Here is a 14,978-nt window from a genome sequence, read left to right as displayed (position 1 = left end):
TCAGTCTCCGGAAGGGCTTGTGGCCCTCCCGGCGCACATCCAGGTCAGAGCCGGTGTCAGCTGGGTTTCGAGGGCTCCCAACGACCAGCCCAGGGCCTTGGCCATGTGCGTGCGGTCAGCGACAGGCAGGAGTTTTCGGACCACGGCGACGGTCGTTGGTTCCGGGTCTGACGCGGTTCTCCAGCGAGAAACCCGATCGTAAACCCGGTGGTCAGCCGCCCGACGCATGAGGCCGTCATATCCCCGGCCTTTTTCCTCGTCGCCGAGATAGTCGGTCAGCAGGGCCGCCAGTTTTGTGCCGATCTGAACGGTCGGAAGCGACATAATCCTGTTCGGCCTGTCCGTGTGAAGAGTCATGATGCAGTCCTCAGGCCGGCGCGCGTGTCGCCCGATGTCAGAGCCGTCGCATCCAGAGGGCTGACGCTCAAGCCCGAAACAGTGGCGGTGACGTCGACATGCACGGACCCGAACAGATGGAGGAGGGCGCCCTGAGGCGTATAGGTGCCCTTGACGGCTGCCGAGGTCCGGCCGTCCATAAGGGGCGGGTCGACAAGGACCGGGCACCCGGTCTGCCGGCCCAACATCTCGATGGCGCGGGCCAGTGGCATGGATGGAATGTTCACCGGCTGCTTTTCTGTCTCGCACGACAGCACATCATGCGGCGCATGAGCTGATGTCGGCGAGGCCATTCCGACCAGCAGCATGAGGACGAGACCGACAGCGACGTGTGGTCTCTCCCTCTGCCGAAGGCGCCAAGGTTGCTTGGCCGTCTGTTCCGCTCGCTCCGTCTCTCCGGCGGAATGCGACCAAACTGGCCCCATCGTCACAAGTGAACGGGGCAAGGAGGGATGGTTATTCCAATAGTCCTGAAGCGCCTTCAGGTTGAGAAAATGGATAAAACTCGACATCTCCCTGTTCTCTCTGCTTTCGACCTCACCTTCAGAGACGCGGGGCCTCCGATGGAAGGCCCCGCTCCACCCTCTCATTCGTGCGGTCGTTCCAGAAAAGACGGCGTTTCCGCTCGGAGAAGGCGTTTCTGATCCGCCCGGCGCGTTCGGTGCCTTACGCCGCGACCGGAACTGGCGGTGCGGCTCTTGCCCGCAGGTGGAGACGGAACGCGAGATCAGAAGCCAGGGGATCACACCCGGCAGGGGCTACCGCGCCCGCCTGGACCAGACGTTCCAGCGTGGCGCGAAGTCTGATCCCCGGTATGCCGGTATGGGCCACCAGAGACGTCAGCGTCACGCCACGTCCGTCGTGACCGAGGCGGCGGAGCATGGAGAGGACACGCGGAGCCAGCGGATCGTCTCCGAAAAGGGGGTGCGTTACCATGATACGCCTCCCTCCAGTCGGTTGCGCCATCTCCGGGCGGCTGTGCGCAGGGAGCGGCGATAGCGGGAATAAAGTCCTTTCAGTGTCGACATCCACATCCTCCGATTAAAGCAACATGGACTTCAGTTGTCTGGCTCACAGAGCCTATGCCGGACCCGATGGCGTCCAGCGAAAGCAAGATTGGAAGAGATGCATGCCTCGTCAAGGGGGCACGAAATGCAGATTCTTTTTCACGAATAATTTTATTCTTTGTATTTGTGTTTATTTTCTGTAGCGGTATTGCGGACAGAAATTACATGGGTTTGTTGATTTCGACCCTGCGCCGAACATGCCCTCAACTGGACTTTATTGATGGGGTGGGATTGATCTGCTCCCGATGGTTGAACCGCCGGAAGGTAGGTTTCCAGCGAGATTTCGCTGTAACGGGCTGGATTTGTCACCGGTAATATGCAGCGAAGTCGGCGTTCTGTGGCTTGTCGCCCCATATGGACGGACGCGTTGTACAACACGTCCGCCCCCACAGCAGCCTTGGATATCGGCCCCTGGCCCCGGAAACAGCTACACTGCCATGGCTGGAATTTGGTGTTGAGAGCGCACCACTCAGCTGATCTTGCCGAGCCATACCCGCCATGTCCGAGACGTTCGCCTTTCTAACAATCAGACGGAAGAAACTAACCGCGGCTTTCGATGGGGGCCGCCTGACCTCGAACGGCGGCGTCATGCTGCTCGCAGCCGCCGAGAGTGGGAAAGTTGTCCCAAAAGCGGACATGAATCATCCGACGCTTTACCGGAAAAGGCGGATGGTCGAGCCCGACGATGTGCCCCGGGCAGTGGTCACCTATGGTTTCATCGCGAGAGATTTCGGCGGGCTCGAACTCGAGCCGCATCGGCATCGTAAGGGTCAGGTCGTGCTCGTCCAGAGCGGAGCGCTAAGCTGTGAAGTCGAAGGCGGCCTGTGGATCGTTCCACCGCGCAGTGCAGTCTGGATACCGGGCAACGCGCTGCATTCGATAAAGGTGAGCGGACCATTGGAGGGATATGGCGCCTTCGTCGATCCAGAATTCACCGCCGACCTCCCGCTACGCTGTTGCGCCGTATCGGTAACGCCATTGCTGCGTGAACTGCTGACCCGCGTAGCGCGTCTGCCAATACTCTACGAAGAAAACGGTGCGAATGCCCGCCTGCTCGCGGTACTGCTCGACGAGCTTGCTGCGGCGGAGATCGAGCACCTCCACCTACCGATGCCCGGCGACCCGCGACTCCGCCGGATTGTCGAAGACTTGATCGGCGCGCCAGCCGATCGGGGAACGACCGATTTCTGGGCGAAACGTGCGGGTCTCAGCGCGCGAACCATGGCCCGGGTCATCCGTCGTGAAACCGGGATGAGCTTCGGCGGCTGGCGGCAGCAGCTCGGCATCCTGCTTGCTGTTAAATGGCTCGCGGGGGGCGCATCGATCCAGCAGGTTGCGTATGATCTCGGATATGAAAGTGTGCCAAGCTTCGTGACGATGTTTCGCAAGGCTCTGGGGACTTCGCCTGGCCGCTACATGGCCGAACGCCACGCAGGCGCAAATCCCAAAGACTCCAACGGCTGACTGCGGCAGGCTGCCCAAGTTGGCCATTTCTGGGCGCAACGCGGTGTGGGGAAAATCAAGCTTGTTAATTCAAGCAATTGCGGATCGCGGTACCTGCTTTGTCGATGGGCGATCAGGCCGTTTCAAGATAGCCGAAGACCGCCCGCGGGACTCGTAGCACCAAACTCGATGCGTCCTGCTCGCCTTCGGCGCCAACGCCGTTCACGACTCCCTTGACGATCGCCAGCACATCACGCGAGGCCGCTTGAGAATCCGTCTGCGGATGAACATCCTCGCGCACTAGAATCTTCCCAAGCAGAGGCCTGAAGCGATCGTCCCGGCTACGCACGCTCGCATCAAACGGCAGACGCGATTCCTCGAAATCCTGCATCCGGGCGAGATCGGGGCAACGGAACTGATGCGCCACGGCCGCCTCGAACGGGCAGTCACCTTCCCGCACGACAAGAGCCCTGATCAGCGCGTCCTTGTCAGCTACGTATCGATAGAACGATCCGATACTGGCCCCGGCGCGCGGAGCGACCGTATTGGCCGTGAACCTGCATACCGCAGGTTATTGGAAGCATGCGGACGCCGATCGCCGTGACGGGAAGGCGACGGCCTGCTATAAGTGCAAATTTTTGGATGCGAGTTGCGCTACCAGATAGTCCAGCAGCACTCTGATCTTGCTGGCGAGGAGGCGCTGATGTGTCATCAACGCGTAAATTGGTCTGGGCGGCATTTCGCATTCGGGAAGTAAAATCCGCAGAACTCCTGATTCGACGTAATCATTAACGGCCCATGCCGGTGCCAGTGCGATCCCGGCTCCTGCGACAGCAGCCGCCACAACACCGTCCAACGTGTTCGTCCGCATGCGGACCTTAGGCCGTACGGTGACGGAGCGGCCAGCGCTGTTGAGAATCCAGGTCGCGGCGTTGGTGTAATGGCTGACAATCAACCCATCGTGCTCAGACAGATCTTCCACGCAGGAGGGCTGAGCGCGCTTCGAAAGGTATTCTGGCGAAGCGGCCAACACCCAACGAATGGCACCGAGCCGGCGCGCGATGATGTTCGAATCTGGCTGCTCTCCGACAACGACGGCAATGTCGATCCCTTCTTCCATCAGGTTGACGGGACGGTCGATCAACGAGACATCCAAAGTCAATTTGGGATATTGAACGAGGAAATCCGCGAGGAGCGGCAGCATGTGAACGCGGCCAAACAGGGTTGGCCCGGTAATCTGCAACCGGCCCACAGGCGCAGCATCCTCGGCAGTGAGTTCCGCCTCCATGTCATCGATTTCGGCGAGCAGCCGTTTCGCAGCGGCGTAATAACTCCGACCTGCATCGGTCAGCATCAAGGCGCGGGTCGAGCGCACCAGCAAACGGACTCCAAGGCGTTCTTCAAGCGCACTGAGATGCCTGCTTACAGATGGCAGTGACATGCTTTTGAGACGTGCCGCGCCTGAGAGGCTTCCCTGATCTACAGCGGCAACCAGAAGGGCCATTTCATCTCTACGATCGACCATCGCTCTGCGTCGGCTCCCATTCTTTCAAAGATGAAAGAGTATTTATCAATCCTGTCAATTCCTGAAAGAGAAACGGTGCATCATACTGCCGAGCATATTGGAAGCAATGGCAGGCCAGAGGGCATGCCGATGCGCGAAAACAGCCGGGCGACCCGCCGCGCGCCCGATTTAGTTCAGCATTAGACGGGTCTCGATATGCCATACCAACCAACCGACCAAGACTCCGCCGTTCAGTCCTTCGGGCCGGAAGAAGCCAAAGCCGCGCCAGAGCTTCGTCCCGTACTGTTGACAGTAATGGCCTTGGCTTGCGGGGTCTTCGTAGCCAATGTTTATTACAACCAGCCAATCTTCGAACTTTTGTTGCGCGCATACCCGAACGCGCCGAGTACTGTCGGCCTAATCCCGATGGCGACACAATTGGGCTTCGCCTGCGGGCTTTTTCTGTTAATCCCACTTGGAGACAGAATGGACCGCAGAAGGTTGATCCTTTGGCAAGCAGCGGCGCTTTGCATGGCCCTTATCTCTCTTGCCACCGCCCCGTACGCCTGGGTTGCCGTCATCGCGTCGGTGGCAGTCGGCATCACGGGCTCAGTTGCCCAACAGATTGTGCCGTTTGCGGCTGGGCTGGCAGCGCCTGATCGGCGGGGACAAGTGGTGGGCACGGTCATGAGCGGCGTGCTATGTGGGATCCTGCTGGGCCGGGCGGTTGGCGGATTTGCCGGCGGCCATTGGGGCTGGCGCGCCACTTTTGGCTTCGGTGCCACCCTCAGCGCTCTCATGTGGGTCGCGTTGTGGGTCTGGCTTCCGTCAAGTCGTCCCGAGACCCGTGATACTTATGCCGCGCTCATGAAGTCCCTGGCCGCGCTGTGGCGGGATGAGCCGCGGCTTCGCCGCGCGACCTGTATTCAGGCCGCGCTTTTTGGCTCGTTCATAGGGCTGTGGACGATCCTGTCACTACATATGCATGAAGCGTTCGGGCTGGGAGCACAGGCCGCAGGTCTCATGGGGATGGTAGGTGCAGCTGGCATCCTGATTGCCCCTTTAGCCGGACGCATTGCCGACCGTCGCGGCCCCTATGTGGTGATCGGTCTCGGTTGCCTGATCATGGCCCTGTCCTATGTCGTCATGGGTGTTTGGGGCAGCCTGATCGGCCTCGTCGTCGGAATCGTAGTGCTCGACCTCGGCGAACAAGCCGCGCTGATCTCGAACCAGCACGTGGTCTACACTCTGCGGCAGGACGCAAGGAGCCGGCTCAATACGATCTTTATGAGCGGCATGTTCGTTGGAGGTGCTGCAGGATCCTGGGCGGCCAGCCTCGCATGGCGAACGGGTGGATGGCCGACGGTTTGCACATTAGGCGGTATGTTCGCCCTCCTCGGGTTTGCCATTCATTTTTACGGGAGATTGGGTCAGGCAAGATGAACACGCAATAGCGTTCGGCGAGTGCGCGCCATTCTGGTGTCGCTCCGCTTCAGCCCTGCTCATTTCACGGTCAGCACGATCTTGCCCTGAATGTGACCTTCGGCCGCCCGCTCGTGCGCCTTACGGGCGTCGGTGAGCGGAAAAATGCTGTCGATCGCGACGCGGATCGTCGCGTCATTCAGCAAGCGGCCAACCTTTTCCAGTTGGGCGCCATTGGCACGGACCTGCGTCGTCGAGACGGTCACGCCGCGCTGCGCCGCCTCGTCGCCACCGGATGCGCCAAGACCGAAGATCGGGAACAGCGCGCCGCCGCGTTTGAGCGTTCGCAGGAAGCGGGCGGTTGTCGGTCCGCCGATCGCATCGACGACGAGATCGACGTCGTGCATCACCTCTTCGGGTGCAACCCTGGTATAGTCGATAAAGGCATCCGCCCCGAGATCGCGCAGGAAGGCTTCATGCCTGCCCGATGCAACCGCGGTCACATGCGCCCGCTTCCACTTTGCGATCTGAACCGCGAAATGGCCGACGCCCCCCGCCGCTCCGTTAACCAGAACAGTTTTGCCCTCAAGCGGAACCGGCATGTGCGGGGTGGATTGGAGGGGGTTGGGAGCATCATGGCCCTCCTCAATCAGGAACTGCCATGCCGTGAGCAAAGACATCGGTGCGGCGGCGGCATGAATATGATCGATCCCGGCCGGTTTGTGCGCGAGATCGGAGGATGGCACGCTGACATATTCGGCGTAGGCTTCCCCAAACCCACTGGGAAAGCGCACCATCGAATAGACTTCGTCTCCGATCGCGAACCCCGCGGCGTCTGGTGCCACGTCAGCCACCTGGCCAGAGATATCCGTTCCCAGGATCAGGGGAAAGTGCACCGGAGGGCGCCACTCCGGGGGCAATATCTTCAGCCCGTCGCGCAGGTACCAGTCGGGAGGATTGAGGCCGATCGCCTGGACACGCACAAGCACTTCGCCAGCTTTCATTGTGGGGCGCGGTGCATCTTCATATTGCAGCACGTTTGGGCCGCCGAACGCATGCTGCCGTATTGCCTTCATCGTGTATTCCGACATTGCGTAATCCTTATTTGACGACCGATCCCGGGCAGTGACGAGGGGCCTGTGAATCGGTTTGTTGGGCGCCATGATCTCCAGAGGAGAACATCGACGCGATTTAGGCCGACAACTAGACCGCACGGACCCGGTTGATAATGCCGGTCAGTGTCGCTTTAATAATGCCATGAAGGAACAGATAGGCTTGGACCGCCTGACCGGCCTGATCGCATTCGCGCGGGCCGGATCGATGGGCAGCTATACGGCCGCCGCACATGCTCTCTCCATTTCACCCTCGGCGGTCAGCAAGAGCGTTCAGCGGCTTGAACAGCGTTTGGGGGTGTCGCTTTTCACGCGAACTACACGCACCCTGACGTTAACGCCGGAGGGCCGTGACCTGCACGAGCGTGCGCTCAAGCTGCTGCGCGATGCCGAAGAAATCGAACAGGCCGCGATTGCGGCCCGGGCGGTGCCGTCAGGTACGCTGCGGATCGCAGCGCCGCTGCCGATTGGCATCCATCTGATCGGACCCGCCCTGCCTGCGTTTCGCAGGCGCTACCCCGACGTCATGGTCGATCTGCGACTCAGCGACCACATTGTCGACATCGTCGAGCAGGGTATCGACATCGCGGTGCGGATCGGGGTGCCCGCGGACTCGCGGCTCCTGTGGCGTCGACTGGCGTCCTACCGGCTCTGCGCCTTCGCTTCGCCCGCCTATCTGGCCGAGCACGGCACGCCGACGCATCCAGATGGCCTCAAGGAGCACGACACCGTCAATCTGCGTTACCAGAGCACAGGGCGCTCCTATCGCTGGCCGTTTCGGGTTGGCGACCGCGAGATCGAGATCGTCCCCTCATCGGGGATCATGGTGGACGCCAGCGAAGCGCTGGTCACGGCTGTCGCGGCCGGAGGCGGTATCGGAATGCTCGCGACATTCATTGCGGCGCCTTATGTGGCGCGTGGCGACTTGCTCCCGCTTCTGTCCGATTTCGCCGTGGACCGGACCAATATTGCGGCGCTCTGGCCTGAAAGTCGAAGGGGCTCTGTTGCACAATTCGTCCATTGTGCGTGCCGAAACCATTCAGGACTTTGTCTTACGTGACAGGCTGTGTGAGGGGGACCCCGAGCGCCGTGAAGCGATTGAGTATGGCAACACGCACGTGAAACTCTGCGATCTGACGATCGAAATCCCGAGCCATCAGCCGCTGCCCCAGCAGCTTGATGCAGTTCATTTTCGTCTCGACGCGGCTTCGCCTGTGGTATCCGCTCCACCATCGCCAGATGGTACGCCCAAAACGGTTTACCGCCCGCAAGGCTTCATTGCGGGCGATCGCTCCGGGCGAGGTGGGGCTCCATGGTTTTCCGTTCTTTCGAGGAGGAATGACAGCCTGGACCCCGCGTTCGGCAATGGTTTCATGACATCGTCTCGTGTCATAAGCCCCATCGGCCGTAACGCTGGCGATCTCCTCATCTTCGGGGATCTGAGCCAGAAGCGCTGGTAGGACCGGGGCATCACCGACATCGTTTCCCGTGATTTCAACGGCCCTGATTTCCAGAGACCCTTCGTCGACAGCAATATGAAGCTTACGCCATATCCTGTGTTTTGAAGCACCGTGCTTGCGGGCGTGCCATTCGCCTTCTCCCTCGACCTTGATCCCGGTGCTGTCGATCAGAAGATGGAGCGGCCCATCCGAACCGCGATATGCAATGTCGACTGTCAGGGATTTCTGCCGACGACTGAGCGTGCTGAAATCCGGCACTGACCAGGCAAGGCCTGCCAGGCGCAGGAGACCTTCAACAAACCCCGTCGTCTGTCGCAGGGCAAAACCGAACAGAACTTTCAGTGTCAGACAGGTCTGGATCGCCGCCGCGCTATAACTCTGCCGTCGTCCTCGCCGCCCCGTCGGCAGGCCTTCCCAGACCATCACAGGATCAAACCACACCGTCAGCGATCCGCGCTTTTTCAGGGACGCGTTGTAGGAACACCAGTTCGTCGTACGGTAGCGGGTGGGCTTCGACTTGCTCATGACACCCAGCTACCAGACTGGTTTCACGCCGTGAATCCGCTTCGACACCATTTGTGCAACAAAGCCATACGAGACGCCAAAGCGCTCCTCAATTACCTGCTTCAGATCAACGCGGCGCCAGCGGACCACGCCGTCCCGGTTTCGGTCAGGGCCTGTCATGATCAATGCCGAGAGTTCCGCCTGTTGATCCCCCGTCAGGCGGCAGACAGAGCCGTTTCGCCATTGATCCCGCAGGCCATCTGGCCCCAAAGCATTGAACCGGTGTACCCAGTCCCGCAGGGTCTGCCGGTCCATGCCACCAATCCGTGCCGCGTCCCCTCGGCTGACACCGTCCCGCACCGCAGCCAGTGACAAAAGGCGCCGTGCAACATTCGCCTCCCGTGCACGAGAGGCAAGCCGCCGAAGCGCCTCAGCAGTATAATCCGTCCGCAATGCAATCGCACCAGCCATCTCCGATCCTCCCTCACAAGACAGAATCAGAATAGGCCGGACACGTCACTTCACAGATGAGTCACACATAATAGCCGTTGGTATAATGTCCAGACAGACCACTATCACTCCCAACCACCGCCGAGCGCCTGGAACAGATCAATCTGCCGATCAACAAGTTCGATCCGGGCGGATGACAGGCGTGCCTGCGCGTCGGCGTAATTTGCTTGCGCGTTAAGGACGTCGAGGAATGGCGTGCGGCCGAAGCGTTGCAGTGTTTCGGCATCGGCGCTCGCCTTGCCAGCGGAGTTCGCCGCCCGCTCCAGGTCTCCCAGACGCTCACGTGTTTGCATGTAGACAGACAGGGCGGTCTCAGTCTGTTTTAATGCGAGTAGAATCGTTCCATCAAACGTGCCAAGCGCAGCACGGCCTTCTGCGCCGGCTTGCGCAATATGCGCGCGCGCCAAGACCCGATTAGGGAACGACCACGAGACCAATGGACCGACGCTCAAACCAAACGACGACAACGTCAGGGCGTGAGTGATCGACGTGGTGCTCCCCACCGAGCCGCCAAGGCTGACCTGGGGATAGAGATCGGCTTCGGCGACGCCGATGCCGGCTGTCGCTGCGGCGAAAAGGCGTTCTGCCTTTCTGATGTCGGGGCGACGCCTCAATAGCGCGGCTCCGTCGCCAACCGGCAGCGGGAGTGTAAGCGACGGAATAGTAGTGCATGCCTCCAGATCGCGCGGATAGTCCGATGGAATGCGCCCCATGACGGCGGCCAATGCGAATAACGCTGTTTTCTGATCAGCGAGGATGTCTGGAATGGCTGCTTTGCTGGCGAATGTTGCCGTCCGCGCGCGTTCACTATCAAAGCGCGTGCCGCGTCCCGCGCTGGCCATACGCAACGCGACATCAAGTGTCGCGCGTTGCACTGCCACAACGTGTCTCGCGGCGGCCAGCGCTACGCCATCAGCACAAACGCGAGCATAATTACGCGTGACAGTGGCAGCTACGATCACACGCACCTGGTCGCGTGCTGCCTGCGCCGCCTCTGACTGGTCGCGAGCCTCTTCGATTGCGCGACGGATGCCTCCCGCCAGATCGAGAGGATAACTGACGTTCATACCCAACGCGTAGCTGAAAGGCGCTGGCAGAAACCGGGTCGGACCTCCGATCCGCGAGCCAGTAGTTTGCCCACTGAGATCCGTGGTTACGGTGCGTGCTGCCTCTGCTTCGCGTACAAGCGCGTCAGCTCTCCCGAGATTGGCCTCTGCGGTGCGAAGATCAGTATTTGCAGTCAGTGCCTCGGCGACGAAGGCGTCGAGCCGGGCATCCTTATAAAGACGCCACCAATGCGGTGGCAGCGGCGCCGGGACCACGCCATCGTTCTTGTTGCCAAGCAGCGCTTGCGTCGCTCCAGGGCGATTGGCCATGGCCACCTCGGGAATACGATAATCCGGTCCAGTAACGCAGCCCGTCATCAGAAGCGCCATACATAGGGCAAAAACAGATCTCATAGGTGCCTCCCAACCACGCTCAAGGGTGTAGAGGGCAGGATTTCCACCGTCGCTGTTCGTCCTGCGATCAGCTTCGTGCCCGCTGGTACGCGGTCTATGTGCAGACGGACAGGAATGCGTTGAGCGAGCCGCACCCATGAGAATGTTGGCGCGACTTTAGGCAGAAGATTTCCGGTGTTGTCGCGCTGGTCGTCGGCGATTGCGGCGGCAATACTCTCGACATGACCGACAATATCGGCATCGTCTCCCATTAGATGGATGCGCGCGCGATCGCCGATGGAGACACTGCGCAGTTTGGTTTCTTCGAAATACCCTTCCACGCGCAATGTCTCGGCGTCCACCAGTGCCATGGCTTGGACGCCAACGGCCAGATAATCACCAGGATGAAGGTCGAGATTGGTGACGGTGCCCCCGACTGTTGCACGGATTTCAGTGCGCTGCATGTCGATCTGGGCCACGTCGCGGTCAGCGAGTGCGCGCGTCAGCGCTGCCTCCGCCGTTCGGACCTTTGCGATGTTCTGCTCGTGAGCCTCCGTCGCGACGAGATCGCGTAAGGCCAAGTCGCGTCGTTCCTCCTTGCGCGCCAGATCGAGTTGCGCCCTTGCCTCCGTTATGGCGGCTTCTGCACGTCCGAGCGCCGCGGCCCGACGCGGTCGATCAAGGACGATCAGGAGTTGTCCAGCGCGCACCACCTGATTGTCATGGACCAGAACCTGAGTGATGAGACCGCCAATATCGGTCGAAACCCGTACGACGTCAGTCCGTACGTGGCCATCACGGGTCCAGGGCGTGCGCTGATTGCGTTCCCACAGATGGAGCGCGACGGCAGCGGCGATGACGACGAGCCCAAGTGTCAAGACATGGCGGCCCAGAAAGGTGAGGAGGAATTTCATGGGAGGGATCCGATGGTGGAGAGACCCTGCGCGAGCAGGCTGAACAGAATGGTGAAGACGGCAAATTCGACGAGCGGCCGGATAGAAAACACTCTCCACGCGCCGAGGACGGTGAGCAGACGTAGCAACGCAACGGTGGTTACCAAGGCGATGAAGGCGCCTCCCAACAAGCCGGGAACAAAGACGCCACTGATGCAGAGGTCCGGAATCATGCTCTGGCCTCGCTGTTTTGGACGGAAGAAAGCGCGAAACGCAGGTCGATGAGTGGATCAAGCAGGTGACGGTGCGCGCCCGTCCCGACGACCATGAGCGCGATCAACTCTTCAACCTGCGCGTTCAGTTCGTCGACCGATGGTGAACCTCTGTCGAAATGGTGCGCGAGATCGAGCAGCAGCACCTGGATGACACTGAGGGGCTCACTTTCCAACTGGTCGAATTGCTCGCGAAGACGGCTCACTGCGTGACCGATGCGAAGGTCACGAATGATCATGTCGATCGTCTCCGTTGTCGGCCGCGCAGAGAGACTTAGACGGGGTCGCAGCAGGGCGATGCGATCGATTGTCAGATTGGTCCAGATGGCTTCGGCGGAAACCCTGCTTCGGAGGCGATAGGCCGCGTCTCGACGGCCGAGCCGCAGCAAGCGGTTGATCGCGGTATCTGGGGAGACGGTCTGGAACAACGTCATAGTTGCTGCTCCGAAGCCGACCCCCATCAACAGCGCGATGCTACTATTGATGGCCTCAGCGAAGTCTCCGCCATAAACAGGCCCCAACCCGACGAGGATCGGGACAGTCAGCGTGATGCCAAGCGCCATGAAGGCGGTCGACGGCCGAGCCTGCAACGATCCTCCGAACAGAAACGCCGGTGCGAGGACCGCGATCAACACCCAGAATTCGAAGACACGCGGCAGGACGGTAAAGCTGTAGATCAGGCTGATCGCGATGCCATAGACTGAGCCAAGCATGTATTTTCGGACATAGGGCACCGGTGCGTCCACATTGCCGAATAGCGCACAGGTGACACCCAAAACTGATACGGCCAGCCCTCCATCGGGCCACGCAGACCAAATCCAAAAAAAGCAGCCGAGGAGGATCCCCAAAGCGGCACCCAGACCTGCCCGCGCCGCCATCATCGGATCGCGGTGGAAGACATAGCCAGTCGTTTTCCCATCGCCGTGGAATGGCTCTGTCGCACACTCTGCTGCGCTGGCTTCGGCGCCGAGCCGTTCAATATCGTGAAGGAGGCCGACAAGCTCGGCGAGATGACGGGCGATGTTGGCGACAAGGCCATCGATCAAGGTGGCGTCATCGGCATGGTCGAGCGAACGGGCACTCTGGAACAATCTGTGTGCTTCTGTTCCGCGATCATTCGGCGTGTCCAGAGTGATCCATCTGCGAACTCTGTATAAAAGCTGCGCTAACTCCTCAGGCATTCCAGGCGCATGAATGAGGGCAATCCGTTTTTCAACATCGGCAAGGAGCAACAACAGGTGAGCCAGACGATCATGTAAAGCGCGCAACGTTAAGCGGCTTAGACGTGTTGTAATCGGATCATAAGGAAGGTGTGTCGCCAGTCCCCTGAGCGCGAGCAGGTCCAGAGCCATTCGGTAGCGATCATCGCGGCATGAGCTTTCCGAGACATTGTTCAATACGTCGCAGGCCAGTTTTCGGGCATCATGCAGCGTTGCTGTCAGCTTGGCCTGAAACTGGCCGATCATCGGCCGGGGGACCACATAGCGATGGATCACCACAGCACACACAATGCCCAGTGCGATCTCCTGTACGCGCACGATGGCGGTGTCGAAGACTGCGCCAGGCGCCGCAACTGCAGGAAAGCCGATCAGGCTGGTGGTGTAGCCGGACAGCACGAAGGCATAAGAGCGCGGCGTGCGGTCGAGTAGCGACAAAAATAGACCGAGACCGATCCATCCTGCGAGCACCGCACTGCACACCACTGGCTCGTTGGCGAAGGTCGGAACGATTGTGACGGTCGCGAGCGCCCCGGCCAGAGTGCCCATCAGACGGTAGAGACCACGACTGAGCGAGGCGCCCCCCGTGGGTTGCGACACGAGATAAACGGTGACGATCGCCCAGGCAGGGCGCGGCAATCCAATGCGAAGCGCTATGAAATAAGCCAGCATCGCGGCAGCGAAACTCTTGGCGGAAAAGAGCAGTGCTTCACCGTCCGCCCTGAGGGTTGGGTTACGAAGCAGGGCGATGAGTTGCGGCAGAATCAACGCGGGTCTGATCCACCCGTCCTGCCAGAAAGGCCTGAATGTCATGCCTTGTTGATAATAAGTTGCAACAACTGGGTAAATTAGGTATCCAGACAATCAATCACTGAAAGCTGCCAATCCGATGTCGTACCGCTCCTCAGCTATCGCTTCCGTGGACCCGGACACTTCGGATGCAACCGCAATCGCCCACAGGCTCGATTTTGCTGATCATGCATCCGAAGTGCCGACGCACATCCATCGAAAAGGACAGCTGATTCTGGCATCTTATGGCGCCGTTACCTGCATCGCCGCTCAAAACGTATGGATCGTTCCCCCGAACTCCGGGATCTGGATTCCGGGCGGGGTGCCGCATAGTGCCCGGGCGACTGCGAACGCACGGGTCGATTATCTCTTCGTTGAAAGTGGTGCGAGTAGCCTCCCCGATCATTGCTGTGCGCTGGAGATCACGCCGATGATCCGGACGATGATTGATCGTCTGGCTGCTGAGCCGAAAGATTATCTTCCAGATAGTCATGCCGCCCGACTGGCGCGCGTAATGCTCGACGAATTGGCCGACATGCCACGACAGGGTCTTAACCTGCCCGTATCAGAGCATACCAAAATTCGTACCATTGCTGATGCGCTGACAGCCAGGCCATCAGATCGCAGTACAGTTGCCGACTGGGCGCAACGTGTTGCGATGAGCGAACGATCTCTGGCCAGACTGATGGTTCAGGAAACCGGGTTGACATTTGGTCGTTGGCGACAACAGCTTCATCTTGTCGTCGCGCTCCGTGAACTGGCGAGTGGCACGAGCGTGCAGCGGGTCGCGGCCATACTCGGTTATGAGTCCGTCAATGCGTTTATTACGATGTTTCGAAAGGCTGTTGGCAGTACGCCCTCGCGGTATTTGCCTAGGCTCAGGACTCATAGCCAGAAGATGACGGTTGCGGCGAGACAGATTGCCGAGAAGAAGACGGTCGGGCATCTGT

Annotated in this window: 15 protein-coding genes and 1 pseudogene; 4 read left to right on the top strand and 12 right to left on the bottom strand. The window is 60.1% G+C overall.

Annotated elements, in window-relative coordinates; genetic code table 11:
- The 3 genes from JK199_RS10695 to JK199_RS10685 form a co-directional block, all read right to left on the bottom strand.
- Positions 1-357, bottom strand: coding sequence for a hypothetical protein (locus tag JK199_RS10695; RefSeq protein WP_077931516.1), 357 nt, complete (start codon positions 355-357; stop codon positions 1-3).
- Positions 354-908 carry a hypothetical protein gene (locus JK199_RS10690; RefSeq protein ID WP_244284935.1) on the bottom strand — a complete coding sequence of 185 codons (555 nt, stop codon included), beginning with the start codon at positions 906-908 and terminating at the stop codon, positions 354-356. Before JK199_RS10690 ends, JK199_RS10695 begins: the two co-directional genes overlap by 4 nt.
- 154 nt (positions 909-1,062) lie before the next feature.
- Positions 1,063-1,332: a hypothetical protein gene (locus tag JK199_RS10685; RefSeq protein WP_077931514.1), complete on the bottom strand. Its 270-nt coding sequence runs from the start codon at positions 1,330-1,332 to the stop codon at positions 1,063-1,065.
- Positions 1,333-2,051: 719 nt separating this feature from the next.
- On the opposite strand from JK199_RS10685, the gene JK199_RS10680 reads away from it, so the two are divergent.
- Positions 2,052-2,927, top strand: coding sequence for an AraC family transcriptional regulator (locus tag JK199_RS10680; protein WP_244985091.1), 876 nt, complete (start codon positions 2,052-2,054; stop codon positions 2,925-2,927).
- Positions 2,928-3,039: 112 nt separating this feature from the next.
- Here the strand turns inward: JK199_RS10680 and JK199_RS10675 are convergent, their stop codons facing one another.
- Positions 3,040-3,366: a hypothetical protein gene (locus tag JK199_RS10675; RefSeq protein WP_208864095.1), complete on the bottom strand. Its 327-nt coding sequence runs from the start codon at positions 3,364-3,366 to the stop codon at positions 3,040-3,042.
- 162 nt (positions 3,367-3,528) lie between these two features.
- Complete coding sequence (locus tag JK199_RS10670; protein ID WP_077931513.1) at positions 3,529-4,431, bottom strand: LysR family transcriptional regulator; 903 nt, start codon at positions 4,429-4,431, stop codon at positions 3,529-3,531.
- 195 nt (positions 4,432-4,626) lie between these two features.
- On the opposite strand from JK199_RS10670, the gene JK199_RS10665 reads away from it, so the two are divergent.
- Entirely contained in the window at positions 4,627-5,853 is a 1,227-nt protein-coding gene (locus JK199_RS10665) for an MFS transporter (RefSeq protein ID WP_077931512.1), read from the top strand.
- A 59-nt stretch (positions 5,854-5,912) separates the two neighbouring features.
- Here the strand turns inward: JK199_RS10665 and JK199_RS10660 are convergent, their stop codons facing one another.
- Positions 5,913-6,923, bottom strand: a complete 1,011-nt coding sequence (locus JK199_RS10660) for an NADP-dependent oxidoreductase (protein WP_077931511.1) — start codon at positions 6,921-6,923, stop codon at positions 5,913-5,915.
- 184 nt (positions 6,924-7,107) lie between these two features.
- Here JK199_RS10660 and JK199_RS10655 point away from each other — a divergent pair, with 184 nt between their 5' ends.
- Positions 7,108-8,004 (top strand): LysR family transcriptional regulator, encoded by an 897-nt coding sequence (locus JK199_RS10655; protein WP_244284932.1) that lies wholly within the window; start codon positions 7,108-7,110, stop codon positions 8,002-8,004.
- Here the strand turns inward: JK199_RS10655 and JK199_RS10650 are convergent.
- The 6 genes and pseudogenes from JK199_RS10650 to JK199_RS10625 form a co-directional block, all read right to left on the bottom strand.
- Positions 7,997-8,929: an IS5 family transposase gene (locus JK199_RS10650; protein WP_077931509.1), complete on the bottom strand. Its 933-nt coding sequence runs from the start codon at positions 8,927-8,929 to the stop codon at positions 7,997-7,999. The genes JK199_RS10655 and JK199_RS10650 overlap by 8 nt on opposite strands.
- A 66-nt stretch (positions 8,930-8,995) precedes the next feature.
- Positions 8,996-9,379 (bottom strand): annotated as a pseudogene (locus JK199_RS10645) (helix-turn-helix domain-containing protein); the annotation flags it as partial.
- A 104-nt stretch (positions 9,380-9,483) separates the two neighbouring features.
- Complete coding sequence (locus JK199_RS10640) at positions 9,484-10,878, bottom strand: efflux transporter outer membrane subunit (RefSeq protein ID WP_244284930.1); 1,395 nt, start codon at positions 10,876-10,878, stop codon at positions 9,484-9,486.
- On the bottom strand, positions 10,875-11,771 hold the full coding sequence (locus JK199_RS10635) for an HlyD family efflux transporter periplasmic adaptor subunit (protein ID WP_077931507.1): 897 nt from the start codon (positions 11,769-11,771) through the stop codon (positions 10,875-10,877). Before JK199_RS10635 ends, JK199_RS10640 begins: the two co-directional genes overlap by 4 nt.
- Entirely contained in the window at positions 11,768-11,983 is a 216-nt protein-coding gene (locus JK199_RS10630; RefSeq protein WP_077931506.1) for a DUF1656 domain-containing protein, read from the bottom strand. The genes JK199_RS10635 and JK199_RS10630 overlap by 4 nt, the downstream gene beginning before the upstream one ends.
- On the bottom strand, positions 11,980-14,052 hold the full coding sequence (locus tag JK199_RS10625) for an FUSC family protein (RefSeq protein ID WP_244284928.1): 2,073 nt from the start codon (positions 14,050-14,052) through the stop codon (positions 11,980-11,982). The genes JK199_RS10630 and JK199_RS10625 overlap by 4 nt, the downstream gene beginning before the upstream one ends.
- Positions 14,053-14,128: 76 nt before the next feature.
- On the opposite strand from JK199_RS10625, the gene JK199_RS10620 reads away from it, so the two are divergent.
- Positions 14,129-14,978: AraC family transcriptional regulator (locus JK199_RS10620; protein ID WP_244985082.1), on the top strand; the 850-nt coding region annotated here is incomplete at its 3' end.

Origin of the sequence: Acetobacter persici, assembly GCF_018256955.1 — a bacterium.
Lineage (GTDB): Bacteria > Pseudomonadota > Alphaproteobacteria > Acetobacterales > Acetobacteraceae > Acetobacter > Acetobacter persici.
Note: the sequence above shows the minus strand (reverse complement) of the source record. Positions and strands in the feature narration are given on the sequence as shown.

Coding starts and splice junctions, on each gene's coding strand:
- JK199_RS10625 (WP_244284928.1), bottom strand. CDS start 14,052: ATGACATTCAGGCCTTTCTGGCAGGACGGGTGGATCAGACCCGCGTTG.
- JK199_RS10680 (WP_244985091.1), top strand. CDS start 2,052: ATGCTGCTCGCAGCCGCCGAGAGTGGGAAAGTTGTCCCAAAAGCGGAC.
- JK199_RS10650 (WP_077931509.1), bottom strand. CDS start 8,929: ATGAGCAAGTCGAAGCCCACCCGCTACCGTACGACGAACTGGTGTTCC.
- JK199_RS10670 (WP_077931513.1), bottom strand. CDS start 4,431: ATGGTCGATCGTAGAGATGAAATGGCCCTTCTGGTTGCCGCTGTAGAT.
- JK199_RS10660 (WP_077931511.1), bottom strand. CDS start 6,923: ATGTCGGAATACACGATGAAGGCAATACGGCAGCATGCGTTCGGCGGC.
- JK199_RS10630 (WP_077931506.1), bottom strand. CDS start 11,983: ATGATTCCGGACCTCTGCATCAGTGGCGTCTTTGTTCCCGGCTTGTTG.
- JK199_RS10685 (WP_077931514.1), bottom strand. CDS start 1,332: ATGGTAACGCACCCCCTTTTCGGAGACGATCCGCTGGCTCCGCGTGTC.
- JK199_RS10665 (WP_077931512.1), top strand. CDS start 4,627: ATGCCATACCAACCAACCGACCAAGACTCCGCCGTTCAGTCCTTCGGG.
- JK199_RS10635 (WP_077931507.1), bottom strand. CDS start 11,771: ATGAAATTCCTCCTCACCTTTCTGGGCCGCCATGTCTTGACACTTGGG.
- JK199_RS10695 (WP_077931516.1), bottom strand. CDS start 357: ATGACTCTTCACACGGACAGGCCGAACAGGATTATGTCGCTTCCGACC.
- JK199_RS10640 (WP_244284930.1), bottom strand. CDS start 10,878: ATGAGATCTGTTTTTGCCCTATGTATGGCGCTTCTGATGACGGGCTGC.
- JK199_RS10690 (WP_244284935.1), bottom strand. CDS start 908: ATGTCGAGTTTTATCCATTTTCTCAACCTGAAGGCGCTTCAGGACTAT.